The sequence below is a fragment of the Clostridium sp. ETTB3 genome (assembly GCF_053571985.1).
Genome location: NZ_CP199832.1, coordinates 90,694 through 116,829, shown reverse-complemented (window position 1 = coordinate 116,829; position 26,136 = coordinate 90,694). Strand labels below are relative to the sequence as shown.

21 protein-coding genes, 2 pseudogenes, 1 riboswitch and 2 other annotated features are annotated in these 26,136 nt (G+C 27.4%); of the genes and pseudogenes, 6 read left to right on the top strand and 17 right to left on the bottom strand.

Annotation, left to right across the window (positions count from 1 at the left end; all coding sequences use genetic code 11):
* Nucleotides 1-37: 37 nt before the first annotated feature.
* Nucleotides 38-685 carry an energy-coupled thiamine transporter ThiT gene (gene thiT, locus ACUN06_RS00535; RefSeq protein ID WP_449389964.1) on the top strand — a complete coding sequence of 216 codons (648 nt, stop codon included), beginning with the start codon at nucleotides 38-40 and terminating at the stop codon, nucleotides 683-685.
* Nucleotides 686-732: 47 nt separating this feature from the next.
* Here thiT and ACUN06_RS00530 read toward each other — a convergent pair whose 3' ends face one another.
* The 8 genes from ACUN06_RS00530 to metG (ACUN06_RS00495) all read right to left on the bottom strand — a co-directional run bounded on the left by ACUN06_RS00530 (nucleotide 733) and on the right by metG (ACUN06_RS00495) (nucleotide 10,719).
* Complete coding sequence (locus ACUN06_RS00530; RefSeq protein WP_291734328.1) at nucleotides 733-1,557, bottom strand: hypothetical protein; 825 nt, start codon at nucleotides 1,555-1,557, stop codon at nucleotides 733-735.
* Between the two features lie 161 nt (nucleotides 1,558-1,718).
* The gene (locus ACUN06_RS00525) at nucleotides 1,719-2,894 is read right to left on the bottom strand and encodes a DUF7922 domain-containing protein (protein ID WP_449389963.1); all 1,176 of its coding nucleotides are present in this window, start codon (nucleotides 2,892-2,894) and stop codon (nucleotides 1,719-1,721) included.
* Between the two features lie 110 nt (nucleotides 2,895-3,004).
* A complete protein-coding gene (gene rsmA / locus ACUN06_RS00520; RefSeq protein ID WP_291734334.1) occupies nucleotides 3,005-3,847 on the bottom strand; it encodes a 16S rRNA (adenine(1518)-N(6)/adenine(1519)-N(6))-dimethyltransferase RsmA in 843 nt (280 codons plus the stop codon).
* Entirely contained in the window at nucleotides 3,848-4,402 is a 555-nt protein-coding gene (gene rnmV, locus ACUN06_RS00515; protein WP_291734346.1) for a ribonuclease M5, read from the bottom strand.
* A gap of 167 nt (nucleotides 4,403-4,569) precedes the next feature.
* Nucleotides 4,570-5,619: a G5 domain-containing protein gene (locus ACUN06_RS00510; protein ID WP_291734336.1), complete on the bottom strand. Its 1,050-nt coding sequence runs from the start codon at nucleotides 5,617-5,619 to the stop codon at nucleotides 4,570-4,572.
* 228 nt (nucleotides 5,620-5,847) lie between these two features.
* On the bottom strand, nucleotides 5,848-6,633 hold the full coding sequence (locus ACUN06_RS00505) for a TatD family hydrolase (protein WP_449389962.1): 786 nt from the start codon (nucleotides 6,631-6,633) through the stop codon (nucleotides 5,848-5,850).
* Nucleotides 6,634-6,987: 354 nt separating this feature from the next.
* Nucleotides 6,988-8,616, bottom strand: a complete 1,629-nt coding sequence (metG, locus tag ACUN06_RS00500; RefSeq protein ID WP_294398761.1) for a methionine--tRNA ligase — start codon at nucleotides 8,614-8,616, stop codon at nucleotides 6,988-6,990.
* 159 nt (nucleotides 8,617-8,775) lie between these two features.
* On the bottom strand, nucleotides 8,776-10,719 hold the full coding sequence (gene metG / locus ACUN06_RS00495) for a methionine--tRNA ligase (protein WP_301953699.1): 1,944 nt from the start codon (nucleotides 10,717-10,719) through the stop codon (nucleotides 8,776-8,778).
* Nucleotides 10,720-10,976: 257 nt separating this feature from the next.
* Nucleotides 10,977-11,214: a binding site (T-box leader), on the bottom strand.
* A 186-nt stretch (nucleotides 11,215-11,400) separates the two neighbouring features.
* Between metG (ACUN06_RS00495) and ACUN06_RS00490 the strand changes: the two genes are divergently transcribed.
* Nucleotides 11,401-11,898 (top strand): FUSC family protein, encoded by a 498-nt coding sequence (locus ACUN06_RS00490; protein ID WP_449389961.1) that lies wholly within the window; start codon nucleotides 11,401-11,403, stop codon nucleotides 11,896-11,898.
* A gap of 395 nt (nucleotides 11,899-12,293) precedes the next feature.
* Here the strand turns inward: ACUN06_RS00490 and ACUN06_RS00485 are convergent, their stop codons facing one another.
* The 5 genes from ACUN06_RS00485 to ACUN06_RS00465 all read right to left on the bottom strand — a co-directional run bounded on the left by ACUN06_RS00485 (nucleotide 12,294) and on the right by ACUN06_RS00465 (nucleotide 17,373).
* Nucleotides 12,294-14,009 (bottom strand): Na+/H+ antiporter NhaC family protein, encoded by a 1,716-nt coding sequence (locus ACUN06_RS00485; RefSeq protein ID WP_291734386.1) that lies wholly within the window; start codon nucleotides 14,007-14,009, stop codon nucleotides 12,294-12,296.
* 116 nt (nucleotides 14,010-14,125) lie between these two features.
* A riboswitch (Lysine riboswitch) is annotated at nucleotides 14,126-14,302 on the bottom strand.
* Between the two features lie 73 nt (nucleotides 14,303-14,375).
* Nucleotides 14,376-15,632: an aminopeptidase P family protein gene (locus tag ACUN06_RS00480; RefSeq protein WP_294369178.1), complete on the bottom strand. Its 1,257-nt coding sequence runs from the start codon at nucleotides 15,630-15,632 to the stop codon at nucleotides 14,376-14,378.
* Nucleotides 15,633-15,662: 30 nt separating this feature from the next.
* Nucleotides 15,663-16,103: an ACT domain-containing protein gene (locus ACUN06_RS00475; protein WP_291734382.1), complete on the bottom strand. Its 441-nt coding sequence runs from the start codon at nucleotides 16,101-16,103 to the stop codon at nucleotides 15,663-15,665.
* Nucleotides 16,104-16,254: 151 nt separating this feature from the next.
* The gene (locus ACUN06_RS00470) at nucleotides 16,255-16,779 is read right to left on the bottom strand and encodes a spore maturation protein (RefSeq protein ID WP_291734380.1); all 525 of its coding nucleotides are present in this window, start codon (nucleotides 16,777-16,779) and stop codon (nucleotides 16,255-16,257) included.
* An 18-nt stretch (nucleotides 16,780-16,797) separates the two neighbouring features.
* Nucleotides 16,798-17,373: a nucleoside recognition domain-containing protein gene (locus tag ACUN06_RS00465; protein ID WP_449389960.1), complete on the bottom strand. Its 576-nt coding sequence runs from the start codon at nucleotides 17,371-17,373 to the stop codon at nucleotides 16,798-16,800.
* A gap of 181 nt (nucleotides 17,374-17,554) precedes the next feature.
* Between ACUN06_RS00465 and ACUN06_RS00460 the strand changes: the two genes are divergently transcribed.
* A complete protein-coding gene (locus ACUN06_RS00460; protein ID WP_291734377.1) occupies nucleotides 17,555-17,740 on the top strand; it encodes a hypothetical protein in 186 nt (61 codons plus the stop codon).
* 449 nt (nucleotides 17,741-18,189) lie between these two features.
* Here the strand turns inward: ACUN06_RS00460 and ACUN06_RS00455 are convergent, their stop codons facing one another.
* Both ACUN06_RS00455 and ileS read right to left on the bottom strand, forming a co-directional pair.
* Nucleotides 18,190-19,188 carry a LacI family DNA-binding transcriptional regulator gene (locus ACUN06_RS00455; protein WP_291734376.1) on the bottom strand — a complete coding sequence of 333 codons (999 nt, stop codon included), beginning with the start codon at nucleotides 19,186-19,188 and terminating at the stop codon, nucleotides 18,190-18,192.
* 178 nt (nucleotides 19,189-19,366) lie between these two features.
* Complete coding sequence (ileS, locus tag ACUN06_RS00450) at nucleotides 19,367-22,477, bottom strand: isoleucine--tRNA ligase (protein ID WP_449389959.1); 3,111 nt, start codon at nucleotides 22,475-22,477, stop codon at nucleotides 19,367-19,369.
* A gap of 92 nt (nucleotides 22,478-22,569) precedes the next feature.
* Nucleotides 22,570-22,814: a binding site (T-box leader), on the bottom strand.
* A gap of 334 nt (nucleotides 22,815-23,148) precedes the next feature.
* Here ileS and ACUN06_RS00445 point away from each other — a divergent pair.
* The gene (locus tag ACUN06_RS00445; protein ID WP_291734373.1) at nucleotides 23,149-23,361 is read left to right on the top strand and encodes a (2Fe-2S)-binding protein; all 213 of its coding nucleotides are present in this window, start codon (nucleotides 23,149-23,151) and stop codon (nucleotides 23,359-23,361) included.
* A gap of 76 nt (nucleotides 23,362-23,437) precedes the next feature.
* Here the strand turns inward: ACUN06_RS00445 and ACUN06_RS00440 are convergent.
* Nucleotides 23,438-24,437, bottom strand: a pseudogene (locus ACUN06_RS00440) (IS1182 family transposase); the annotation flags it as partial.
* 599 nt (nucleotides 24,438-25,036) lie between these two features.
* On the opposite strand from ACUN06_RS00440, the gene ACUN06_RS00435 reads away from it, so the two are divergent.
* Nucleotides 25,037-25,474: a globin domain-containing protein gene (locus ACUN06_RS00435; RefSeq protein ID WP_412345116.1), complete on the top strand. Its 438-nt coding sequence runs from the start codon at nucleotides 25,037-25,039 to the stop codon at nucleotides 25,472-25,474.
* A gap of 42 nt (nucleotides 25,475-25,516) precedes the next feature.
* Here ACUN06_RS00435 and ACUN06_RS00430 read toward each other — a convergent pair.
* Nucleotides 25,517-25,816: pseudogene (locus ACUN06_RS00430) on the bottom strand (transposase); the annotation flags it as partial.
* 20 nt (nucleotides 25,817-25,836) lie between these two features.
* On the opposite strand from ACUN06_RS00430, the gene ACUN06_RS00425 reads away from it, so the two are divergent.
* Complete coding sequence (locus ACUN06_RS00425) at nucleotides 25,837-25,971, top strand: hypothetical protein (protein WP_291734604.1); 135 nt, start codon at nucleotides 25,837-25,839, stop codon at nucleotides 25,969-25,971.
* The last annotated feature ends 165 nt before the right edge of the window (nucleotides 25,972-26,136 follow it).

Below are 26,136 nucleotides of genomic sequence, written 5' to 3'. Positions count from 1 at the left end.
GTGGTACCCTCTTACGCAAATAAGGAGGTATTTTTTTATGTCAAATTTTCTATCAACACTTGTTGAAAATTTAAAAACTATTTTTAGCAACCCATTAACATTAATTACATTATTTGGTTGTGCTATCTTATTAATTGCATTTATAAAATTTAAATCTTTAAAATTAAACTCAAAATTAATTGCAAGAATAGGACTAGCTATTGCTTTAGCATTCATATTAGATATGATTAAAATTTATTCTCTTCCCAACGGTGGTGGAAGCATTTCTTTAGGAAGTATGATTCCAATAATGATTATTTCCTTCGTTTATGGCCCATCTGTGGGATTATTTACTGGTTTCCTTTTTGGAGTATTTAAATTAATATTAGATCCATATATATTAAACCCTATTCAAGTTCTTTTTGATTATCCATTACCTTTTATGGCTGTTGGAGCTGCAGGATTTTTTAAGAATAAATACTTAGGGGCAAGCATTGGTATGATGTTGCGATTTATTTTTCATTTTATTTCTGGTGTTGTATTCTTTGGTTCATATGCACCTGAAGGTATGTCACCAATAGTTTATTCTTTAACTGTTAATGGATTAGCTGTAGGTGGAGAATTATTAATTTGTTTAGTTTTGTTAGCATTTTTACCAATAGAAAAGTTAATTAAAATTCTTAAATCAAATATAACTACTGCATAAAAAATACACCATATAGCTTTTTTGAGCTATATGGTGTATTTTTATTTTTACCATCCACTAGGCTTATTTTCTAAAACATCTATATTCCATTCCTTAAATTCATTAACTGCTACAACATAATACTTATTTTCTGTACTTTCTCTTTTATTATTTACTGTAATCAATGTTTTAAAATTACTACTATCATAACCTCTATTTTTTACTGTAATAACTATATCAAAATTAGGTTCATTATTATTTACTAGTTCTATATTAGGAGATATTTTTTTAGCTTCTGCTAAAAACTTATTTAAATCACTAGAAAATACATATTTTAAACAATCAATATCACCACTTATATTTACTCCTACATTATAATCTTTTAAACTTTGATTTTTATTTACTATTTGTAATACTTCTAATATAGTTTGATAATAAATATAATCAAAATCTCTAGGCTTTCTAATAAAAGATAAATTCTTTATTATTACTTCATCAAGTCTCTTAGAAACTGAAAATACATTATCATCATTATAAAAATTACCATCTTCAGTTCCTACAACATAATTAAATTCTTTTATTTCATCTCCTAAATCAAATTCAAACTTATAATCTGGGTCTAAACTTGATTTATTTTCACTTACCTTTGCTCTAGATAATATACTATATATTTCCTTAATAGCACTAGCCTCTGTAACTATAAATTTAAATCCAGTATCTCTTGTGCTTTGAATACTAATTTGTTCTATATCATTTGAATTTAAATATTCAAAATAATCATTTTTTAATCCAAGCTTTTCTTCGATCTTTTCCATAATTGTACAGCCCGAAAAATTAAAAATTAATATTATTAAAAATATAAATAAAATATAATTTTTTAATGTTTTTGACATTTGTATCTCCTCTAAATTCCAATTAAAATAATAGGAGAAGCATAAGCTTCTCCTAATAAAGATAATTATAATACTTTATTCCAATATTAGCAAATTAAATTGCTATATTAATCTTTAATGAATATTTAAATATGTTATTTAATTTATTATGTTTTCCTTGATTATTTCATTGGGACAACCACTGTTGAATTTTTAAAATCATAAAACATTAACCAGCAACCATTATTAGCATTATTTTTAATACTTACCCAAGTTACAAATCCTGTACGTCCATCATAAGGTTGTTCATCCTTATCTTTCTTTCCTGGCACTCCATAAATAATATGTTTTAGATTTCCCTTTGAATCACATTTATATCCAATCATAAAAAATCCATACTTTTTAATATATGGGTAATAATTTAACATTGGATAATAAGCTAATGTATATTTATTATAATTATTCATATTGCACATTTCACGCAAATCATTAACTGGCACTTTATACCATTTTGTATATTTTAATTCATCTATACTATCAGTATCCCTTTCAAACCCATCTACTATTGATTCAAAATATTCACCAATACTACCTCTTATTTTACCATTTATAGGATCAAATTCTTTATTTGCTTCAATCTCATCTTCATAATCTTCAAATTTACCTCTTAAATTTTCCTTAGGTTCATTTTCTTCAATTATTTCTGATTCTTCAGATTCTGCAAATTCTTTTTTGGTCTCTTCAGGTTCTATTTTCACTTCAACTTCATCTCTTATAGGATTTTCTATTATAGGCTTTTCTTCCTCTTTAGCTTCATTTTCACTTAAAGATTCTTCTTTAACTTTTCTCTTTTTAGAATCGTTCTTTTTTATCTCTTTCTTAGAATCCTTAATTATATTAGATTTTGTACTTCTAACATCTCTAGTTTTAACAATTGTATATCCTTTCCAATTATCAGTTGGTTGTTGCCCGTTCAAAAAACCGCACATTACGAAAATTGGACTATCATTATTCATTTTAACTATTGCTGCTCCACTTATTTTATCAAAATCTAAATTTAATCCAGCAATATTGGAAACATTAAATTCCTTTGTTACTTCACCTTTTCCTTTATCTGTTACTTCTAAAGGACCTAAATTTACAATTTGCTTTATATCCTTTTTAGAGCAAATTAATACCATGTAATATTTATCATTATCCTTTTTAAGATTTTGAGCATAAAAAGATATTTTACACTTATCTCCTTTAGCTTCTATCTTAGAATATCCAGATAATGTTTTATCCTCAGAATTTGCATAGCCTCGTTCATCTTCTTGCAAAATCACAAAGTTTCTATACAATCTATTATTACTTGCCATTCTCTAGAACCCCCACTTTATATTAATTCCATATATTATATGTTTGGCATTATAAAATATGTTATTATTTTTATTGGGTTCTATTGAACTTTATAATATATTTTAATTTTCTATAAAATTTCATTAATACAATTTGCAAGATTTGCAAACTCTTGAATAGATAATGTTTCCCCTCTTCTCTTTGGATCAACTCCAGCCTTTTCAAATGCAAGTTCTAACTTTTCCTTTGCTGGCCCAATACTCTTAACTCCATTCCATAAAGTTTTTCTTCTCATATTGAAGGAATTTCTTATTATATCAAAAAATAATTTTTCATTATCAACCTTAACCTTTGCTTCACTAAGCTTATCTAATCTAATTACTATTGAATCAACCTTTGGTCTTGGTATAAAACAAGTAGGTGGTACTTTTCTTACAATACTTGTATTACAATAATATTGAACTAATAAAGAAAGTGCACCATAATCTTTATTTCCTGGCTCTGCATTCATTCTTTCTGCTACTTCCTTTTGAATCATTATTGTTAAAGATTTAAAATTATATCCATCCTTAAGTAATTTAACTATTATAGGTGTTGTAACATAATAAGGTAAATTTGCAACTAGCTTTACACTTTTCTCTTCTCCTATTACTTCATTAAAATCAACTTTTAATGCATCATTATGTATAAGCGTAAAATTAGGATTATCTCCTAACTCTTGTTCTAATATAGGTATTAAATCATTATCTAATTCTATTGCTACTACTTTTTTTGCTTTTTTTAATAATTGAGCAGTTAATGTTCCTACCCCTGGTCCTATTTCAATTACTAAATCTTCACTATCAACTTCAGCTCCGGCAACTATATCTCTTGGTACTGAATCATCTATTAAGAAATTTTGTCCTAAACTTTTTGAAAACTTAAAATTATATTTTTTAACTAATTCAGCTGTTTTTACATCTTTTATATCCATTTACTTCTCCTTTTCCAGTTCTTTATCTACAAATTTAATTGCTTCTATAAACTCTTCTTTTGTTATTCCATAATTATTTAATCTAGATAACATTTGATTTGCATTTCCATATCCAATTCCTAATTTATTTCCTAATTTTATTCTTCTAGCTTTTGCATTAGGATCTCCATTTAACCCAAAATAGAACATGTCTTGGGCATCAAAGGTTTCAACCTTTTCTTCCAATGTTATCTTTGCTCTATTTAATGCTTCAATAATAACTTCTGGAGTTGCATTTTCAACACCAATATCATCATCTTTAATTCCATCTTCTTGAGAAATATATGCATGCTTTATTCCTGGTACTCTTTTTGCAATTATTTTTCTTATTTTTTCTCCTGCAAAATCAGGGTCTGTTAATACTATAACTCCCTTTCTTTTTTGCGCTTCTTTAATTCTAGCAATTACTCTTGCATTTATTCCAAATCCACCTACGGCAATCATTTCTGCATCAACAGCTTTTTTTACTGCTGCAACATCATCTTTTCCCTCAACTACTATAACCTCTTTAATCAAAAGAATCTCTTCCTTTCCTTTATTATCTCTTATTAATTTATCCTTATATTCATATAATGTCAAACTTTTGCCCATTACCTTTTTATTTTCTTAAAATAAATTTTTTATAATTAATGTATTTTTATAAATATTAAAGGAGGCTAGTCCAATACTAACCTCCCTTAATATTACCATTCTCCTGGATATGCTAAAATATAAACTGGAACATTATATTTTCTACCCCATGATCTACATTCTGATTCTGAATTAAGAAATACATCTATTATATTACCCTTAATTAATCCTCCTGTATCAGAAGCAATGGCTTTACCATAACCCTCAACATAAACCAAACTTCCTAATGGAATTACTCTTGGATCAACAGCTATTGTACTTATTCCTGCTGGCTTATAACTAGGTACAGTTCCAGTTGCTGTAATACCATCTCCAGCATAAGCAGTAGATTCACAATAAATTAAATCCTTGTATTCCATGTTGCCATCTCTGCTAGCAAATACTCTTCTAGTGCCTTGTGCTATAATTTCATTTACAGGCTCTTTAATAACCTTTGATTGAACTACTTCTCTAGATACTTCCTTGCCATCCTTTTTCACAACTTTGTAAGTTATTTCTTTTTGACCAGCTTCACCAGCTTGTCTTATGTCTTCATTATTTATATCTAAATTTTCATCTTCTTCAACTACTGTTTCATAATTAATATCTTCAGTAGCAACTTCATTTGTTATTTCTACTTTAACTAATTGAATTGTAAGATTATCTGATATCTCAGTATCTAATGAAGGTGTTATTTCATCTATTTCTTCATTAAATTCAATTCCCTCTGCTCTAAGTTCTTCATTTTCAGATTTAATCATATCCTTTATAGTATCTTCAGCAGTTTTTATAACAATTGTTTTGTTAGCAACTACCATTTCAACTTCTACAGCTCTCTTAATATTAATAATATCTTTTGACGATATTTTTTCATCTAAAGCTGGTTGTACTTTGTCCTTAGGAGCAATTTCTATTCCTTTTTCTGCAAGTATGTCTTTAACAGTCCCTTTGTATGTTATAAAAGCTTCTTTTTTTCCGTCAACTATTATTGTTATGTTTTTTCTCATGCATATAAGTGTTACTATTAATGTTATTAATAAAGCACTTACAGCACCTATTATTATTTTTGCCTTAGGACTATTAGTAAAATTGTTTTTTAAGTTTTCCTTTAAATTTTCAACCATCTACATTTAACCTCCTCTGGCAAGAGCGACCATTGAATTATATAAACAATTCTTGCTTTTGTCAAATTTCCTACCCTCCACTTGATAAAATGTATTTTTAATTTAATAAAATACATTTTTAATATTAATTTAAATAAAAATAAATAATGGCGTTTTGTTTTTTGAAGTTGTATAGATATTAAATGTAAATTAAAGTAATATTTTACAATTATTAATATTTATTTTACTTTATTTTTTATTATGAATCAAGTTATAGAAATTGTCATTTACAGCTAAATTAACTTCTTTTGAAGAAATCCCCTTTATCTCGGCTATTTTTTCTATTATATATCTTATATAATCCGATTTATTCCTTTTTCCTCTATTTGGTGCAGGAGCCATATAAGGACAGTCTGTTTCAACTAATAATCTTTCTAGAGGTATTCCTTCAACCACTTCACATATTTTTCTAGCATTTTTAAATGTTACAACTCCTGTGATTCCAATATAATACCCTAACTTTACACATTCTTTTGCAAATTCAAGACTTCCTGAAAAACAATGAACTGTTCCCCTAACATTTGGAAACTCCTTCATTATCTCTAATGTATCTCCATGTGCATCCCTATCATGAATAACAACAGGTAAGTTTAATTCTTCTGCTAATTTCATTTGCTCTCTAAATACTTTTTTTTGAATATCTCTTTCTGGATTTTCATCCCAATAATAATCTAATCCAATCTCTCCTATAGCTAAAATTTTCTTGTTTTCATTTACTAATTTAATTATTTCATTTTTTACATCTTCATTATAATCATTAGCATCACTTGGATGAATTCCTAATGCTCCATATATAAAATGATGTTTTAATGTTAATTCATTAGTAGTTTTTAAACTTGTCTTCGAACAAGCACAATTTAAGATACCAATTACTCCATCATTTTTAATTTGTTCAAGTACAGCTTCTCTATCTTCATTAAAAGCATCATCATCATAATGTGAATGAGTATCAAATATCTTATATTCAAAGTTCATATAAATAATCTCCTCTTTTTTTAATTTTAATCATATTTTTATTATACCAAAATAAACAAAAAAACTCAGCATAAGCTAAGTTTTCTAAAGTTACTATACAAAATAAAAACCACTGTAATAATTTATCTTAATTGTATCTAAAACAAATAAATTGAAATATAAATTATTTTAATATGTATTCATAATAATACTTAATATTTTATTCAGAATTTTGACACCTAAATGACACAATTAGGGTTTATTATAATATTTGTAAAGTAGTTAAAGCATTATTATTTACCCCTAAAACCATCTTGTAAAGTTGGTTTCCTAGAGTTATTCGTCCCCCAAATCAAATAACTCTAGGTTTTTTTATTAAATTTTATTTTCTTTTAATCTTGCTACTTCTTCACTAGCTCTTTTCTTATCAATTTTAGTGAAAAGTATATCACATTCTCTAATTATTCCTTCTTTTTTTTCTGTAAAACTCCAAATACCATCTTTTAAATCAAGTGATTGTTTTATTTTTTTACAAGTATTTGGCATAAATGGATATAATAAATTTGATAAATTAACAATAATTTGAATACAATTATAAATAACATCCTTACACATTGAAGGATTTAAGCTCAGTAAATCCCAAACCTTATTATTATCAAAATACTTATTTCCTTTTTTACATAAAGCCATTATTTCATTTAAACTTTCTTTAAAATGACCTTCTTCAATATTATCTCCAATATAAAAATATAAATTTAAAATTTCATTTTTTAAATTTTCTTCTATATTTCCTTTTGGTATTCTATTAGCATAATTTTTTCTTGAAAATGATAATACTTTATTTACAAAATTACTTAACTCATTTACTAAGTATCTATTATGTATATTTATATATTCTCTCCAAGTAAAATCAGTATCTTTATCTTCTGGAGAATTTAATGCCAAATAATATCTAAAGCTATCTACATTGTATCTTTTACAAACATAATCTGCCCAAATCGCCCAATTCTTCACTGTAGAAAATGGCTTTCCTTCAAGTTTTAAATGTTCACCTGATATTAATCTTAAATTTGGATTTTTTATACCAAGTCCAGATAAAATTGCGGGAAATATTACAGTATGGAACGGTATATTATCTTTTCCATGAATAAAATAAATTCTAGAATCTTCACCTTCCCAATAATCCCTATAATCTTCTCCTCTTTCTTTAAGACATTTCATACTTGCAGTTAAATATCCCATAACAGCTTCTATCCAAACGAATATTTTTTTATCTTCATAACCATCTAATGGAACATCAACACCCCAATTAAAATCCCTAGTTACTGTTCTATCTCTTAAACCTTCATCTAAATATCTTTTTAGTATTCTCTTAGCATTTTCTCTCCATCCATCTTGATTTTCATACACTCTTTTAACATCTTCTTCAAACTTTGATAAAGCAAAAAATAAATGTTTTGTTTCTTTTAAGACAGGCCTTGAATTGCAAATTTTGCATCTTATATCTAATAATTCATTAATTTCAAATTCCCCATTGCAATTTTCACAATCGTCACCAGTTGCTTCTTCACCACAATGTGGACATTTTCCAACAATATATCTATCAGCCAAATATTCATTACATTTTTCGCAATATGCTTGTTCTACATTTTTTTCATATATATAGCCCTTATTATATAGCTCTAATATAAATTCCTTAACCTTTTCTTCATGAAATTTTGAGTGTGTCTTTTCAAAAATATCGAAAGAAAATCCCAATGATTTAAAACACTTTTGAAATTCTGCATGATATTTTTTTACTGCTTGTATAGGCATTATTCCTTCTTCTTTTGCTTTAATAGTTACAGGTGTACCATGGCAATCAGTTCCTGAAAGAAAAATAACCTCATCTCCCATCATTCTATGATATCTTGCTAATATATCTCCTGGAAGTAAAACTGCAATTCTTCCTAAATGTAGTGGTCCATTTGCATATGGCCATGCATTTCCTATAATAATATTCATTAAAAACACCCCCTTTTAAATTAGTGGCAAGTGACAAGTTAGTGTAGAAACTCCTTAACGGAGTTTCTGAAAATATATTTATTAAATTTAGCATTTGCTAAATTTATACCTTAACTTGAAACTTATCACTTGAAACTTGAAACTAAAAGAAGCTATTAACTATCTTACAACGCTTCCTGTTGGTAGTTCACCTGGATTTACTAAGTTTAATACGCTATCATCATCTGTAGCTGCTGCAATTATCATTCCTTGTGATAATTCTCCTCTTAAAGTAACAGGTTTTAAATTAGCAACTAAAACTACATATTTACCTACTAATTCTTCTGGTTTATAATGCATTGCTATTCCTGAAATAATCTGTCTTTCTTCACCATTTAAATCAACCTTTAATTTTAATAATTTCTTAGCTTTTTTAACTGGTTCACATTCTAATACTTTAACAACTCTTAAATCTATTTTTTCAAAATCCTCTATAGTTATTTCTTCTTTAATTGGTTGCATTTTATATTCTTCTTTTGGTTTATTAGCTTCTAATTGAGCTAATCTCATAGCTTCTAATTCCTCTAAAGTCTTAACAACATCTATTCTTGGGAATAAAGCTTCACCTTTTTTAACTTCAGTTCCTGGAGTTGTTCCATCAAATCCTAATAATGAATCCCAAGTTGTTGTAGTGATATTTAATTGTTCATTAATTTTTTCACTTGTACTTGGTAAGAATGAAGATAATAATACAGATGCAAATCTTAAAGCTTCAGCTAAGTTATATAAAACTGTACCTAATCTTTCTTTCTTTTCTTCATCTTTTGCAAGAATCCAAGGAGTTGTTTCATCAATATATTTATTAGCTCTTCCTATAAGATCAAATGTATATTCTAATGCTTCTGGAATTCTTAAGTTATCAATTGCTTTTGTTATCTTAACTGGAGTTTCTAAAGCTAAAGTAATTAATTCATTATCAATATCTTCTTTTGCAGTTGGTGCTGGTATTATTCCATCAAAATATTTTTCAATCATTGCAACTGTTCTTGATAATAAATTACCAAGGTCATTACAAAGATCTGAATTAATTTTCTTTATAAATATTTCATTATTAAATAATCCATCTGCTCCAAATGGAATTTCTCTTAATAAATAATATCTAACTGCATCAACACCAAATTTATCAACTAAAACTACTGGGTCAACAACATTTCCCTTAGATTTTGACATTTTTCCACCATCAACAAGTAACCATCCATGACCAAATACTTGTTTTGGTAATTCTTCACCTAAAGCCATTAACATGATTGGCCAATAAATAGTGTGGAATCTTAAAATATCCTTACCTATTAAATGAACATCTGCCGGCCAGTACTTTTTAAATAATTCATCATTTTCAGTTCCATACCCTAAAGCAGATATATAGTTAGATAATGCATCTATCCAAACATAAACTACATGCTTTTCATCAAAAGTTACTGGAACTCCCCAATTAAAGCTTGTTCTTGATACACAAAGATCTTGTAATCCTGGTTTTAAGAAGTTATTAACCATTTCATTTTTTCTTGATTCTGGTTGAATAAATTCTGGATGCTCATCAATATACTTCATTAATCTATCAGCATATTTACTCATTTTGAAGAAATAAGCTTCTTCCTTTGATTTTTCAACTGGTCTTCCACAATCAGGACAATTTCCATTAACTAATTGAGTTTCTGTCCAGAAAGATTCACATGGAGTACAGTATAATCCTTCATAAGAAGATTTATATATATCACCTTGATCATATAATTTTTTAAATATTTTTTGAACTGTTTCCTTATGATAATCATCAGTAGTTCTTATAAATTTATCATAACTTATATTCATCATACTCCATAGTTCCTTAATTCCAGCAACTATTTCATCAACGTGTTCCTTTGGTGTTATTCCCTTTTCCTCAGCTATTCTTTGAATTTTTTGACCATGTTCATCAGTTCCTGTTAAGAACATAACGTCATATCCATTTAATCTCTTAAATCTAGCTAAAGCATCGGCAGCTACTGTTGTGTAAGTATTACCAATGTGTAATTTAGTTGATGGATAATAAATTGGCGTAGTTATATAATATGGTTTCTTTGTCATTTTTCTTCCTCCTCTTTAATTAGTCTTTAGATAGTTTGTAGTTAGTTTGTAGTTAATGATGGGGATGTCGCATTAAGAATAAATACTACAATATATTGTATTAATTTTTATTTTTTAAAACAATATATTGTGTATAAAAGTTTTAGTGATATAGCCCCTTAAAAATATATTCTTATAAAATTCATCCTAAACTGAATTTTTTCCTTAACTACTAACTCCCAACTATAAAAACGTCTCTATATAGGCATTTATGCCCATATAGAGACGTTATATACGCGTTACCACTCTATTTTATATTTATCTCACAATAAATATCTCATTAGGTGACTATTATCACCTTGCAATATAACGGTTGCTACCGTATTATCCTAACTTATATAAGCTCAGATAATCAACTCCAAGACCATCTTCATCAAGTTCAGTACCGCTAGCTTTCACCTATTCTAACTCTCTTTAGATACATTCCAAAATTACTCTTCTCTTCTATGTCTTTATTAATTTATAATATTCTAAAATGTAAAAACTGTCAAACCAATTTCTATTTATTTTATTCTTAACTTTATTATTTCCTAATCTTTTTAAAATCTTCATAATTATTAAAAATACTATAAAACTTGTTAATAACTAGTGAAATCTACAAATTTCTTAGTTATAATATCTAAGGAGATAGGAGGCTTAATTATGAAAAATTTAAAACTACCTAAAATTGGACTTAGAACAATAAAATCTGGTATAGCTGTTTTTATATGCTTAGCACTATTACCTAGTGAGCCATTCTTTGCGTGTCTTACAGCTATAATATGCTTGCAAGACACTGTATATAACTCAATTCATATGGGTATAAACAGAGGTGCTGGAACTATACTGGGAGCTTGTTTTGGTTTAATATTCTTATTCTTTTTTAGAACACTAGAAAATTATATTAGCAATCATTTTATTTCAAAACTACTTATATACATAATTATTTCTCTTGGAATTATTTTAATGATTTATTTATGTAATATTTTAAAAAGACCTGGAGCTATAAACATAACTTGCATAGCATTTTTAGGAGTAACTACTGCACATGCATATAGTGACCCTTTATATTATGCAACTAATAGAATAATAGAAACATTGCTTGGAATAGTAATTTCAATATTAGTTAATAAACTTATAACTCCACCACCCCATAAATAATAAAAATATCATTATTGGCTCATCTTTTATTAGATGAGTTTTTTATTAATATCATTGAATAAAATAATGTTAGCAATATCAATGCTTATGATGCCATTAATCACTTCAGTTTAAATTCATTACATAAAAATTTATATGCTCATGGAAATGCTGCTAATAATACATTAATACAAGTTGCAAGTTCAATTGGAACTTCTATTATAATAACTTTAATGAGTAAGGTAAGTACTTCCTCTAGATATACATATACAGCAAAAACTCAAGTTCATGGAATTAATGTTTTATTTTTTGCTAAAAAGGGGCTGTACACTAATTATTTAGTGCAACAGCCCCATCTACAACTACTAACTACAAACTACTAACTAGAAAAATTCCTTTTTTATTTTACTTATTACTTAAGCTTCTTCAACCTTTTTACCAAATAATTGAACCCCTATAAATAATGCTATTAAGGAAAGTGGTAATACTACATATACTGGCACTCCAAATCCTGCTGGAATATATCCAAATAATATAGTTATTATAGCAACAAATACTGAATACCATATTTGAGTTTTAACATGTTCAATATGATTACATCCTGCTCCCATTGAAGAAAGTATTGTTGTATCAGATATTGGTGAACAATGATCCCCAAAAATAGCTCCTGTTAATACTGCACTTGTAGAAACTACTACAAATGACATATCTGGATTTATTGAATAAGCTAATGGAATTGCAAGTGGCATTAATATACTCATTGTTCCATAAGCTGTTCCTGTTGAAAATGAAATTACTGCTCCTAAAACAAATATTAAACTTGGTAATAAAAATGCTGGTATTGCTCCCTTTAATACCTCAACTAAATAATATGCAGTTCCAAGTTCTTTAATTACAGATCCTAATGACCAAGCTAATATTAATATAACACCTGTTATTATTAATCCTTTCATTCCATCAACCCAAACTTCAATAGCTTCACTTAAAGTAAATATCTTCTTTGCAACACCCATGCCTATAGCAACTATTGACGCAAATAATGCAGATTGGAATAATGCTATTGATGAATCCGAAGCAGCAAATGCTTCCATTATTCCCTTAAATGAAAATGGTGAATTCATCATAATTTCTTGTGCTGTTGATGGTTCGCCACCCATTATTGTACTATATCCACTATAATAAAATGCTATTAATGCAGAAATTATTAATGCTCCTATTGGAATAATTGCATTCCATATACTAAGCTTAATTCCTTCTTTTGGTTCTAATTCATCCATTTGAGATGATGATTCAGCTGCAATTTCTTCACTTAAATTCTTACTTTTATTTCTTGCCGCAATTTCAGCTTTTCTCATTGGTCCAAATTCTTTTAATGTTAATGCTGTTATTACTATAAACGCAAGAATTAATATGTTATAAAACCTATATGGTATTGTTTTAAGAAACACTCCAAATCCACTTTCATCTATGCCTATAGAACTAAATGCATCTCCAATTAAACTTACTTCTAATCCAATCCAAGTAGAAATAATAGCAAGTCCAGCTACTGGAGCTGCCGTAGCATCTATAATGAATGCTAATCTTTCTCTTGACATTTTCATTTTATCTGCAACTGGCCTCATTATTGGCCCAACAATTAATGAATTTGCATAATCATCAAAAAATACACATAATCCTAAAAGCCATGTAGTTAATTGTGTGCTTTTTACAGTTTTCGCCTTTTTAGCTAATGCTTCTGCTATAGCCTTTGCTCCACCCATTTTTGCAACTAAATTAATTATTCCTCCAATTGCTAATACTTGAAGAACTATTCCAGCATTCCATGGATCAGCTAATGAATTTAATGCTCTATTTACAAAATCTAAAAATGCATGTATAAAGGCTTCAAACACATTATATCCTGAAAGGCTAATTAAAAAACTTCCCGATAAAATTCCTATAAATAATGAAATAACAACATTTTTTGTCATAAAAGCTAATATAATTGCTACTAATGGTGGAAGCAATGTCCATAATCCAAACTTATCTGAATTTCCCACAACTACTTCGACTTCTTCTGCAAATGTGATTGATGTTGAAAAAATAAATATCAACATCGTAAGTAATAATACTTTATAACTCCTTTTTTTCATTTTCTTTCCCCCTATTTGTATAAAAGTGAATACTAAAAGCACCTTAACACACAAAAAAAGACCTTGAGTTAACACTCAAGGTCTTTCATATGCAAAAAAATACAATATTACAAGTCTTAAATGATAGCTCAACACAAAAACATTTTTGTGACAGTAATACATATATTTTATGTATTCCCAGCTATACAACCTTAAAGCATCAGTTGTATGCTTCGGCGATTGATCCTTTCTTATTGAATCATAGTGCTTTCCTCATCAATAATACTATTAACTATCGCGCCTCTACCCTAATTTATTCACTTTTGTTATTTACAAATATATTATATAATCTATTTAATATATTTTCAATACAATTTTATATATATATTATTTGGTAAACTTATTCATAAAGTTTTCAATATCATCCACACTCTTTATAATATCACTAGATAAATTAATAACCCCTTCATTTGTTACTAATATATCATCTTCAATTCTAATTCCTATACCCTCTTCTTGGATATATATTCCTGGCTCTACTGTAAATACAACTCCTGGTTCAAATATAATATCTCTATGAGGTGTTTCAATATCATGAGTATCCATTCCTAAACTATGTCCAATACTATGATAATAGTATTTTCTAACTTCACTTTTATCCTTTATTAAGCCAAGTTTTATACATTCTTCTGCAATTAAATCTGTTGCTTTTTCATTAATATCTTTATATTTCATTCCAGGCTTAATTAAATTTATTATTTCTTCATTAACTTTTAAAACAGAATTATATACTTCTTTTTGTCTTTCAGTAAATTTTCCACTTATAGGGAAAGTTCTTGTTATATCAGCATTGTAACAATTATATTCTGCACCTAAATCAAAAAGAATTAAATCTCCATCTTTTAACTTTGAATTATTTTCTACATAATGTAATGTTGTAGCATTTTTCCCTGCTGCTGCTATTGTTGTAAAAGCCAAATCTGTTGCGCCCTTAATTTTACAGTTAAAATCAAAATATGCTTCTAATTCATATTCCTTCATACCACTACGACATTCAGTCATTAATTTTTCAATTCCACTTTTAGTTATTTCTATAGCTTTCTTTATTTTTTCAACTTCTTGTGGTGATTTTTTTAATCTTAATTCACCAATTTTGCTATAAATATTATTTACTCTTATTTGTGGATACTTATTCATCATCTCATTTGCAAACTTATGTGAAATAGTTCCTTCTGTATCAGCACTCATTCTTTCTAAATCTAAATAAAGATTAATTTCATCTTTCATAGTTATCATTTTATGAATATCTGAATTAAATTGACTTTTAAACTTCACTTCATCAACATCTGTAATTTCTTTAGCTTCTTCTTTCCTTAAACTCTTTCCTATCCACTTTTCTAATTCTAAATCTATATCTTTAATATAAAATTTAGAAAATTTCATTCCATTAATTTTTGACATAACTAATATATGTTCTTCTTCTTTTACTCCTGTTAAATAATAAAAGTTCCTATTTGGAGTAAATGGATAAGTTTGATCTCCAGTTTTTTGAATTGCTTTTCCAGCAAATAAAATTACAATTGAGTTATCCTTAATTTTATCTAAAAGATTATTTCTATTAAATTTATAAATATTTTTTTTCATAGCCCTATCTCCTTGTAAATTATTTTTTTATTATTCTGCTGCTAATAATTTAACACTTCTAACATTAGGTAACGAATTTAATCTTTTAGCTAATTGACTTATACTTTTTTCCATATGAGAAATATCTATAGTAACAGTAATATTAGCTGATAAGTTTATTGGTATATCTTGATTTATTGTTAATATATTTCCCTTATAAAATGCAATACAATCAAGTACTTTAGATAATGTGCCAGATTTATGTGTCATTAAAATTATTAGTGTAACTTTTTTTGACTGCATATCCTGTCCCATTGGAAATACATCATCTTTATATTTATAGTACGTACTTCTGCTAATTCCAACTAATTTTATAGCTTCACTTATATCTTTTGCATTGCCAAGTTCAATATTCTCCTTAACTTCAATTACCTTTTTAAATATCTCTGGTAATGATTTTTCATTTACAATGTAAAATTTATCTTCCCCCATAATCATTCTCCATTCGATTTTATTTTAGTAATATTATACAACCAAAAAATTTAAATTCCAATAGAATTCCAATTTTCTTTTCAGATTTATGCAATTGAATAAATATTTTTGAATCACCTTTAATATTTTACATTATATTTTTTAAATAATTTTAAAGAATAAAATTTTTTACCATTAGTATTGCCATAATAATAGCAGTCATATCAGCCATTATTGCTGCCCAAACTGTATGCCTTGTTTTCTTTATTTTAACAGCTCCAAAGTATACAGTTATAGTATAAAATATTGTCTCTGTAGTTCCCATAATTACTGAAGCAACTAATCCAATTGGAGAATCAGCTCCATAACTTTTTAAAATATCAGTAAAAACTCCCATTGCTCCACTACCTGAAAGTGGCTTAATTAATACTAATGGTACAATTTCTTTAGGCAAATCTATTAACTTACAAAGGGGTGAAACTGCATTATTTAACATATCTAAAAGATTTGATTCTCTAAATATTTGAACTGCAATTATCATAGCTAAAAGATAAGGAAAAATATTAACACAAACCTTTAACCCTTCTTTAGCCCCTTCAATAAACCATTCATATACTTTTCTACCTTTTATCATTCCATAAGTAATAATAATTAAAACTATTATTGGAATAATACTCCTTGTTATATAACTAAACACTAATATCACCTCATAAATTTAAAAATACCTTTGTAAAATCTTACAGCAAATAACCCCAACAATAGCTGCTGTACCAGTAGATATTATTGCAGGCAATATTATAGCTCCAGGATTTGTAGAACCTGCTGCTGCTCTTATAGATAATACTGTTGATGGAACCAATTGAATACAAGCAGCATTTAACACTAAAAATAAAGCCATATCATTGCTTGCTACACCTTTCTTAGTATTTAATCTATCCATTTCTTCCATTGCTTTAATTCCAAAAGGTGTTGCTGCATTTCCAAGTCCCATCATATTTGCTGTTATATTCATAACTATAGCTCCTAATACTTTTTCATCCTTAGCTGCATCTTTAAATATAATCTTTAATATAGGTTTCATAAGTTTAGCTAACTTTTCTGTAAATCCACTATTTTGAGCAACTTTCATAACACCACACCAAAAACACATTAATCCAACAAGTCCAATTATAAATGTAACTGTAGAGTTAATAGAACTTATTATTGCATTGGACATTCCTTCACCATTTCCAGCAAATATACCAATTATTAATCCAAAAAAAATCATTATAAACCATATATAATTAATCATATTTTCCTGCTCCTTTTTATAATTTACTTTACAATATATGCCTTGCAACCTATTTTTATTAGTGATAGGATAAAGATATTATCATAAGTGAAATTCTATTTTTTGAATTTTACTTCACCTTCAAGAATACTTAGAAGGTATTCCATATAAGTTTTATTTACCCAATAAAGGAGATACATAAATGAAAGAATCAAACTTAAAACTAGCTCAAAAAGATATCGATGAAGCATTAAAAGCTGTTGAAGAAATGGAAAGCTATATTAACGAAGGAAAAGAAAAAAATAATTTATTAAAAGAAAAATTTATTACTTTAACAGAAAAAGTTCAAAAATTAGAAAATTTACTTAGAACAGAAGGAATATTATAAAAGTATTAAGGTTGTATTTTTAATTAAACGAAAATTTTAACAATTGAACTTTTAAAATAAAAAAAGAACTATATGAAATTGAATACTTACATTCAATTTCATATAGTTCCGTTTATTTTAGTTACTAAAAAGTAATTATAATAATACTTTTACCCATATTCTCAAATTCCCATTAATTTTACCTATACCTAATTGATTGTGTACCCAATTTTAGATATAATTACCTTTTAGTAAACGTTGCCAAATTTATTTTTATTATATCATGTATATTTTTTTAATTCAATACTTTTCTTGAAATTGATTACAAACTTCCCTTTTTATATTATATAAATCATAAAAGGGCTGTCACACTAAAATTTTTATACATAATATATTGTTTAAAAAATAAAAGTCAACACAATATATTGTAGTATTTATTCTTAATGCAACATCCCATTTATATAAAAATACTATTTTGTACTTTCTCTATTAATTATTTTGTAATCTAAAACATATTGATCTTGTTCTATAGGTTTATTATTTAACATCTTAATAAGCATTCTCATTGCAACAGATCCCATATCATAACTTGGTTGTCTTACTGTAGTTATTTTTGGATAGAAGTAAGAAGAAACAGCATTGTCATTAAATCCAATTACACTTACATCTTCTGGTACTCTTATTCCTTTTTCTCTTAAAGCATTAATTACCCCTATAGCAATTTCATCAGATGAGCATACTACTCCATCAAACTTTTTACCACTTTCTAAGAACTTTTCTACTGCTTTATATCCGCTCTTAACTTTTAAATCCTTAAAGAATTCTAAATCTTCATCAGATTTTAATCCATTTTCTTGTAATGCCTTTTCATATCCTAAATGTCTATCACCCCAGGCATTAATTGCACCTTTATTAACTCCAACAAAGGCAATATTTTTTAATCCTCTATCAATTAAACTCTTAGTTACATCATATGTAGCTTTAACATTATCAATAATTACACTTGGTAATCTTCCTTCTCTATCTTTTGATTCTGCAAGTACTGTTTTTAAATCTAATTCATTTATTATATCTAGAGTTTCTTCTTCTAAAGATGAACTCATATATATAACACCATCAACCATTTTTTCTTTTAATACTCTTAAGTAATCTTTTTCCTTATCATAATCAAAATCAGAGTTGCATAATATTACGTTATAATCATAAATATTTGCAACATCCTCTGCACCTCTAACTATTTCAGGATAAAATCCACTTGAAATATCAGGAACTAATATTCCTATTGTTTTTGTTCTTTGTGTTTTTAAACTTCTTGCAACAATATTAGGTCTATACCCTAATTTTTTAATTGCATCTAAAACCTTTTTCTTTGTATCTTCATTTACGACATCTATATCATTTAATACTCTAGATACTGTTGCTATCGAAACGCCAGCTTCCCTAGCAACATCTTTTATAGAAGTAGCCATATTTAACATCACTCCATTTTTCTATTTAATTATTAATTATACCTTTTCTTCCTATTTAATACAATAATTCTAATTACTTTTTATATTCAATAATTAAGTTCTTTTTATTTATAATAATATCTTTTGAAAAAAGAGTAGGAATTATTACTTAATCCCTACTCTTTATAAAAATCATTAATTATCTTACAACTTCAACAGTCATTTTTAAGTTTTCACCATTAATAACTGTATCTGAATAATCAGCTTCTGTATTGTAAACTATTTCTTGAGTTAAGGTTTCTTTCTTTATTACTTCTGCATACTTTTTAATAACTGTTAATAAAATATCATTATCTGCAACATATAATTTTATTTTATCTGCAACCTCAAACCCTTTATCTTTTCTCATATTTTGAATCTTAGAAATCATTTCTCTTACATGACCTTCTTCTCTAAGTTCATCAGTAATATTTGTATCTAAAACAACACCAATTGAGCCTTCACCAGCAAATGCATATCCTTCTAGCCCTTGCATAGTAACTAATAAGTTTTCATTATTTAACTCAATTTCATTTCCATCAACATTAATAACTACTACTTCACCATTTTGAATAGTTTGAGCTAATTCCATTTGATTTCTAGCAGCTATTTCTTTTCTTATTACAGGTATTAACTTACCATATTTCTTTCCTAGTACTGGAAGGTTAGGCTTAATTTCAAAGTTAACATGTGTAGAAAGATCAGCTCCAAATTCAACTTCTTTAATATTTAATTCATCAGTTATTATATCTCCATAATATCCTGGTAATGAATCAGTAGAAACAAGCATATTTGAAAGTGGCTGTCTATTCTTAATATTAGCTCCATTTCTTGCACTTCTTCCTAACTTAACAATAGTATAAGCTAAGTCCATTTCCTTTTCTAAATCCTTATCGATAGCCTTTTCATCAACTTCTGGCCATCTGCATAAGTGAATACTTTCTGGTGCATTTTCATCTAATCCAACAACTAAGTTTTGATAGATATTTTCTGTTATAAATGGAACAAATGGTGCTGCAACTTTAATAACTGTTGTTAATACTTTATATAATGTTACATAAGCTCCTATCTTATCATCTGTTAAATCCTGAGTCCAATATCTTCCTCTATTTCTTCTTACATACCAGTTAGATAATTCATCTGTAAATTCTTCTATATCTAAAGCTGCTTGTGTTATTTGATATGAATCTAACATAGCTTCAACATCTTTAACTAAAGTATTTAATTTGGACATAATCCATTTATCCATTACATTTTCTGATACGAAATCAGCATATTGTAAAGGATTAAATTGATCTAACTCAGCATATAATACATAGAATGAATAAACATTCCATAATGTACCCATGAACTTTCTTCCCGCTTCTCCAACATCATCTATAGAGAATCTTGTTGGTAACCATGGTGCACTTGCAGTATAGAAATGCCATCTTGTTGCATCAGCACCTTGTGCATCTAATACATCAAATGGGTCTACTACATTACCCTTAGATTTTGACATCTTTAAGCCCTTTTTATCAAGAACGTGACCTAAAACTATACAATTTTCAAATGGGTTTCTATCAAATATTGCAGTAGAAATTGCAAGTAAAGTATAGAACCATCCTCTTGTTTGGTCAACAGCTTCTGATATGAATTGAGCTGGATAGTTTTGTTCAAATAATTCCTTATTTTCAAATGGATAGTGTAATTGAGCAAATGGCATTGATCCTGAATCGAACCAACAGTCAATAACTTCATTAGCTCTAGTCATTTCTTTTCCACACTTTTCACATTTTAAATGAACATTATCTATATATGGTTTGTGTAATTCTATATCTTCTGGAACATTAATTCCCTTATTTTTAAGTTCTTCAATACTTCCAATACATTCTTTATGACCGCATTCACAGCTCCAAATCGGAAGTGGAGTTCCCCAATATCTATCTCTTGAAATACCCCAGTCAATAACATTTTCTAAGAACTTACCAAATCTACCAGTTCTAATGTTATCAGGATACCAGTTAATCTTGTTATTGTTTTCTAAAAGCTTATCTCTTAATGTTGTCATTGCAACAAACCAGCTTTCCTTTGGATAATAAAGAAGTGGTGTGTCACATCTCCAACAATGAGGATATGAGTGTAAATATCTTTCTGACTTAAATAATTTATTATTTTCTTCTAACCATTTACAAATGCTTTCATCACATTTTTTAACGAACTTTCCAGCCCATGGAGTGACTTCTTCTACGAATTTACCTTCTCTATCAACTAAGTTTATGAAAGTAATTCCATTAGCTTTAGCAACTAAGCTATCATCTTCACCATAAGCAGGTGCTATATGAACCACACCAGTACCATCTGATAAAGTAACATAATCACCATGAATAACTTCAAATGCTTTTCCTTCTACTTTACCAAAAGGCATTAATTGCTCATATTTAGTTCCTAAAAGTTGAGTTCCAGGGAATTCTCTAGCTATTTCATAATCTTCACCTAAAACTTTATCTGCTAAATCTTTAGATAATATTAATATTTCATCTCCAACTTTTGCTTCTATATAAGTATAAGCTTTGTTTATACATAAAGCTAAGTTTGAAGGTAATGTCCAAGGAGTTGTTGTCCAAGCTAATATATATTTGTTATCTTCTCCTTCAACTTTAAATTTAGCTACACAAGTTAAGTCCTTAACATCTTTATATCCTTGTGCAACTTCGTGAGATGATAATGCAGTACCACATCTTGGGCAATATGGCATTACTTTATGTCCTTCATATAAAAGACCTTTATCCCACATTTGCTTTAATGCCCACCAAACTGATTCAATATATGAATTATGGTAAGTAACATATGGATTTTCCATATCAACCCAATAACCAATTTGATTAGTCATCTTTTCCCACATACTAACGTAAGTAAATACACTTTCCTTACATTCTTTAACGAACTTTTCAACTCCGTATTCTTCGATTTGCTCTTTTCCTGAAATACCAAGTTTCTTTTCTATTTCAAGTTCTACTGGAAGACCGTGAGTATCCCATCCAGCCTTTCTAATAACCTTATATCCCTTCATAACCTTGTATCTTGGGATTATATCCTTCATAACTCTTGTTAAAACGTGCCCAACGTGTGGTCTACCGTTTGCTGTTGGAGGTCCATCATAGAAAGTGAAATATTCACCATCTTGATTCATATCAAAATTCTTTTTTATAACATTTCTTGCAGTCCAAAGGTTTGTTATTTCTTTTTCAAGTCCAACAAAACCATTTGGTAATTCAACTTTATTGTACATAGGAATCTCCTTTCTTTGTGTTTATCAACTATTAAAATTATTCTCTTAAAGACGTATTTTAATCCTATTTTTAAACAAAAAAAACTTCATCCCAAAAGGACGAAGATAATTCGCTATACCACCTAAGGTTATTAAACCCATAACTATTCTATGGGTATTAATTCAGATACTTTTATATCCTATCTCTTAACGCGAGCACACGTGATAGCTTAATTGTTTAAAACTTTCAGCCTCAAACTCCTAGGTGATTTTTCTTTAATTTTCTTATGATTTCACACCAACCAATCACTCTCTTAAAAGAATAAATTAAAGTACTTATCCTAATCATAGTCTTTAATGAATTTATTATATCTTATTAAATATCAATTTGTCAATTCAACCCCAAATTTTATTTATCTTAAAGCTTAAATACTAAAAATGACAAGTGAAATATTCTTTGGTAACTTATACTTTAAATTATACAAACAAGCTTTAAATGATGTAGAAGAGCAATTTAAAATTTATTATGAGATAAGATAAAATAACAATTATTATTTAATGTTGACTATTTAATGTTGACTATTTTAGTATGATATGATTTAATATAATTGTTGAAACGTATTACGCAAAAAATTAATTTAAATAATTAATTTTTATGTTTCCTAATATCTTTATATTTTGGAGGATCTATTATGGAGAATAATTTAAATTCTGATATTCTTGATAAAATTACAAAAACTTGTACATGCAAATCTATATCTAGAGCTACAATTAAGGAAGCTATAAAAAATGGTGCCAATACTATTGATGAAGTTTCTAAAACAACAGGAGCTTGTACTGGAAGTTGCCATGGATTTAGATGCAAATCAAAAATTGAAGATTTAATTAAAGATTCTTTAAAATAATACCCATCCCCTTAAACTCCCATATAAAATTTAAACCACTTACATTGTAAGTGGTTTTCAGTTTGTTGAAAAACTCCTTATATATTAGTGCAACATTATTGGGACAAATATATATGTCTTTATCATAATCATATATATACTTATTCTTTGTATACATTCCTTTTTTATGAGGAGAACGTCTATATGCAACAACAGGTATTATATCTCTATCTATTATTCATTTAAAAATAGGATTAGTTGAATATCCTGCATTTAAACCAAGATACTTAGGTTTTATATTAAATGTTTCTTTAATTCTATCTATTCTCTTTAGTATTGGTTCGCTATCGCTGACGTTACCAGGGGTAACATGAACATGCATAATTATATTATTTTTACTATCTACAGTTCTATGGTCTAAATAAAAAAAGCCTTCGGGTTTATTATCTCTCATCATATATCCACTATCAGGATCAGTTGTACTTTTCTTAATTTCTTTTGTTTCTTTTTTGAACTTTCTTGGTTTTAAAGGCTTTTTATTATGATTCTCTCTATCTTCATTAACATCAATATCTAACTGTTCTATATATTCCTTAGGAGTTACGTCTACTTCAACTTTTTCAAACTTTCTTTTATTAGCATTTGCTTTTATATGAGTTGAATCAGAATAAAGAATTTTACCTCCAACTAAATCTTTTTCCATAGCTTGAAAAACTATATTATCAAATATTTTCTGTGGAATATCACTACCTTTAAATCTTCTAATTCTATTCTGACTTATTGTAGATGAATCTGGAATTTTCTCTGTAATTGAATATCCTAAAAACCATCTATATGCTAAATTTACTTCTATATCTTTAACTAACTGCCTTTCGGAGCGTATGCCATAAAGATATCCTATAAATAACATTTTAAATAATACTACTGGATCAACAGCTGGTCGACCATTTGTATGACAATACAAATCCCTAGTTAAATCCCTAATGAATGAAATCTATATATTTATCAATTTTCCTTAATAAATGGTCTTGTGGGACTAATTCTTCTAACATTACTACTTCTATTTCACTTTGTGCTTCTTTTCTTTCGTTTATCATTAATAAAACCTCTATGTAATAAATTTATATATTTTAAATTATATTCCATATTTGGATAAAAACAAAGACTGCTGACACTTTGTCAACAGTCTGAAAAAGTGTTCTTCAGGAACACTTTTAGTTTTATTATCCTTTTTAATAATATCTTCTTTTATTTTTTTAACACCTAGTATTTCCTTAGTGTTATCATTATTTTCTTTTATTTTTATATATTGTCTTTTTTTATTTTTAATTTTTCATCTTCTGAAACTCTTATCTGTATTAATTCTTTTTTACTCATTTATCTACATCTCCAACACTAAATTGTAATACTTGTAATTACAATATCATAGCTCTATAAGAAAAATTAGTCGGACTTTAGGGCATATGCCCTACTTTAAAAACATAAATTTAGACAAAAAACTATATGCAAATTTAAATTTTTATTTAGAAAAGTTTTTGTACTAAATAACAATAATTCATCAATAAATTTAACATTTTTTAACAAATCAAAACTAAATTTATATTGACTATAATAAAAAAATAAATATAATTATATTGTAATAATAATTATTAATAAAAAATTATTATCAAATTTTTGTTGAATTTAGGAGGATATTATGTTAGATAAAGAAACAATTGATATAATAAAAAGCACAGTACCTACTTTAAAAACTCATGGCATGGAGATAACAAAAACATTTTACAAAAATATGTTTGAACAAAATCCTGAAGTAAAACCTCTATTTAATATGGATAAACAAGAATCAGGAGAACAACCTAAAGCTCTAGCTATGTCAATATTAGCAGCAGCCCAAAACATAGACAATCTATCTGCTATAATGCCAGTAGTTAAAAGAATTGGATCTATCCATTGTAATGCAAAAGTTAAACCTGAACATTATCCAATAGTAGGAAAACATCTATTAGGTGCAATAAAAGAAGTTTTAGCTGATGAAGCTACTGAAGATATTATTAATGCATGGGCTAAAGCTTATGAAGTTCTTTCAGAAGTATTTATAAACAACGAAAAAAAAATATATGCTGAAATAAGTTAAAAGGAATATTCTATTTAAATAGAATATTCCTTTTAACTTATTTCAGTTTGTTGAAAAACCCCCTGTTAAAAAAGCAGAGGGTTTTTTGTTTACTAGTTGTGGATAAAGTTTGAAATACATAATATAATTAAAATTACTAATATAATATGAAAATAACAAAGATAGTCTTGTTGCTATCTTTTTCATATTCTGTACTGCTGCAGTTAGCAGACATTGTTCGGACACTTTTTCATGTCCACGGAAGCGAGCATAGCGAAGCCCATGCAGATTTTTTGAATCTGCGAAGCTTCGCTCAACCGTTTCTTTTCTTCTATTGTAAATACCTTTTCCCTTCTCGGTTTTAAGAAAATGATGATAGTTTAATGAAAATGCTATATCTAGCCGTTGAACGTGTAGCAAGGAAATGGACCAGAGCTTATGCTGATTGGGATTTAGTTATTAATCAATTAAATATTATTTTTAGTGATATTTTAGATGAAAAAAGAACCTTAAATTAGGATAAACCTAAAATAAAGTTCTTTTGATATTTTCCCTAGCGTATATTATTCCTAATAAGTAGGAATAATATACATATAGGGTAATATTTAAAATGTCAATAAAACCTATATTTAGACAAAACTAAATAAAATTTAAATTTTAAAAATCACTCATTATTTCCAAGA

Excerpts from the sequence above, each read along its gene's own strand:
- ACUN06_RS00455 (WP_291734376.1), bottom strand. The coding sequence starts at position 19,188 with ATGGCTACTTCTATAAAAGATGTTGCTAGGGAAGCTGGCGTTTCGATA.
- ACUN06_RS00530 (WP_291734328.1), bottom strand. The coding sequence starts at position 1,557 with ATGTCAAAAACATTAAAAAATTATATTTTATTTATATTTTTAATAATA.
- ileS (WP_449389959.1), bottom strand. The coding sequence starts at position 22,477 with ATGTACAATAAAGTTGAATTACCAAATGGTTTTGTTGGACTTGAAAAA.
- ACUN06_RS00425 (WP_291734604.1), top strand. The coding sequence starts at position 25,837 with ATGAAAATGCTATATCTAGCCGTTGAACGTGTAGCAAGGAAATGGACC.
- ACUN06_RS00445 (WP_291734373.1), top strand. The coding sequence starts at position 23,149 with ATGGAGAATAATTTAAATTCTGATATTCTTGATAAAATTACAAAAACT.
- thiT (WP_449389964.1), top strand. The coding sequence starts at position 38 with ATGTCAAATTTTCTATCAACACTTGTTGAAAATTTAAAAACTATTTTT.
- metG (WP_294398761.1), bottom strand. The coding sequence starts at position 8,616 with ATGAATATTATTATAGGAAATGCATGGCCATATGCAAATGGACCACTA.
- ACUN06_RS00505 (WP_449389962.1), bottom strand. The coding sequence starts at position 6,633 with ATGAACTTTGAATATAAGATATTTGATACTCATTCACATTATGATGAT.
- metG (WP_301953699.1), bottom strand. The coding sequence starts at position 10,719 with ATGACAAAGAAACCATATTATATAACTACGCCAATTTATTATCCATCA.
- ACUN06_RS00460 (WP_291734377.1), top strand. The coding sequence starts at position 17,555 with ATGAAAGAATCAAACTTAAAACTAGCTCAAAAAGATATCGATGAAGCA.
- rsmA (WP_291734334.1), bottom strand. The coding sequence starts at position 3,847 with ATGGATATAAAAGATGTAAAAACAGCTGAATTAGTTAAAAAATATAAT.
- ACUN06_RS00510 (WP_291734336.1), bottom strand. The coding sequence starts at position 5,619 with ATGGTTGAAAATTTAAAGGAAAACTTAAAAAACAATTTTACTAATAGT.
- ACUN06_RS00475 (WP_291734382.1), bottom strand. The coding sequence starts at position 16,103 with ATGGGGGAAGATAAATTTTACATTGTAAATGAAAAATCATTACCAGAG.
- ACUN06_RS00465 (WP_449389960.1), bottom strand. The coding sequence starts at position 17,373 with ATGATTAATTATATATGGTTTATAATGATTTTTTTTGGATTAATAATT.
- ACUN06_RS00480 (WP_294369178.1), bottom strand. The coding sequence starts at position 15,632 with ATGAAAAAAAATATTTATAAATTTAATAGAAATAATCTTTTAGATAAA.
- ACUN06_RS00490 (WP_449389961.1), top strand. The coding sequence starts at position 11,401 with ATGAAAAATTTAAAACTACCTAAAATTGGACTTAGAACAATAAAATCT.
- ACUN06_RS00485 (WP_291734386.1), bottom strand. The coding sequence starts at position 14,009 with ATGAAAAAAAGGAGTTATAAAGTATTATTACTTACGATGTTGATATTT.
- ACUN06_RS00435 (WP_412345116.1), top strand. The coding sequence starts at position 25,037 with ATGTTAGATAAAGAAACAATTGATATAATAAAAAGCACAGTACCTACT.
- ACUN06_RS00525 (WP_449389963.1), bottom strand. The coding sequence starts at position 2,894 with ATGGCAAGTAATAATAGATTGTATAGAAACTTTGTGATTTTGCAAGAA.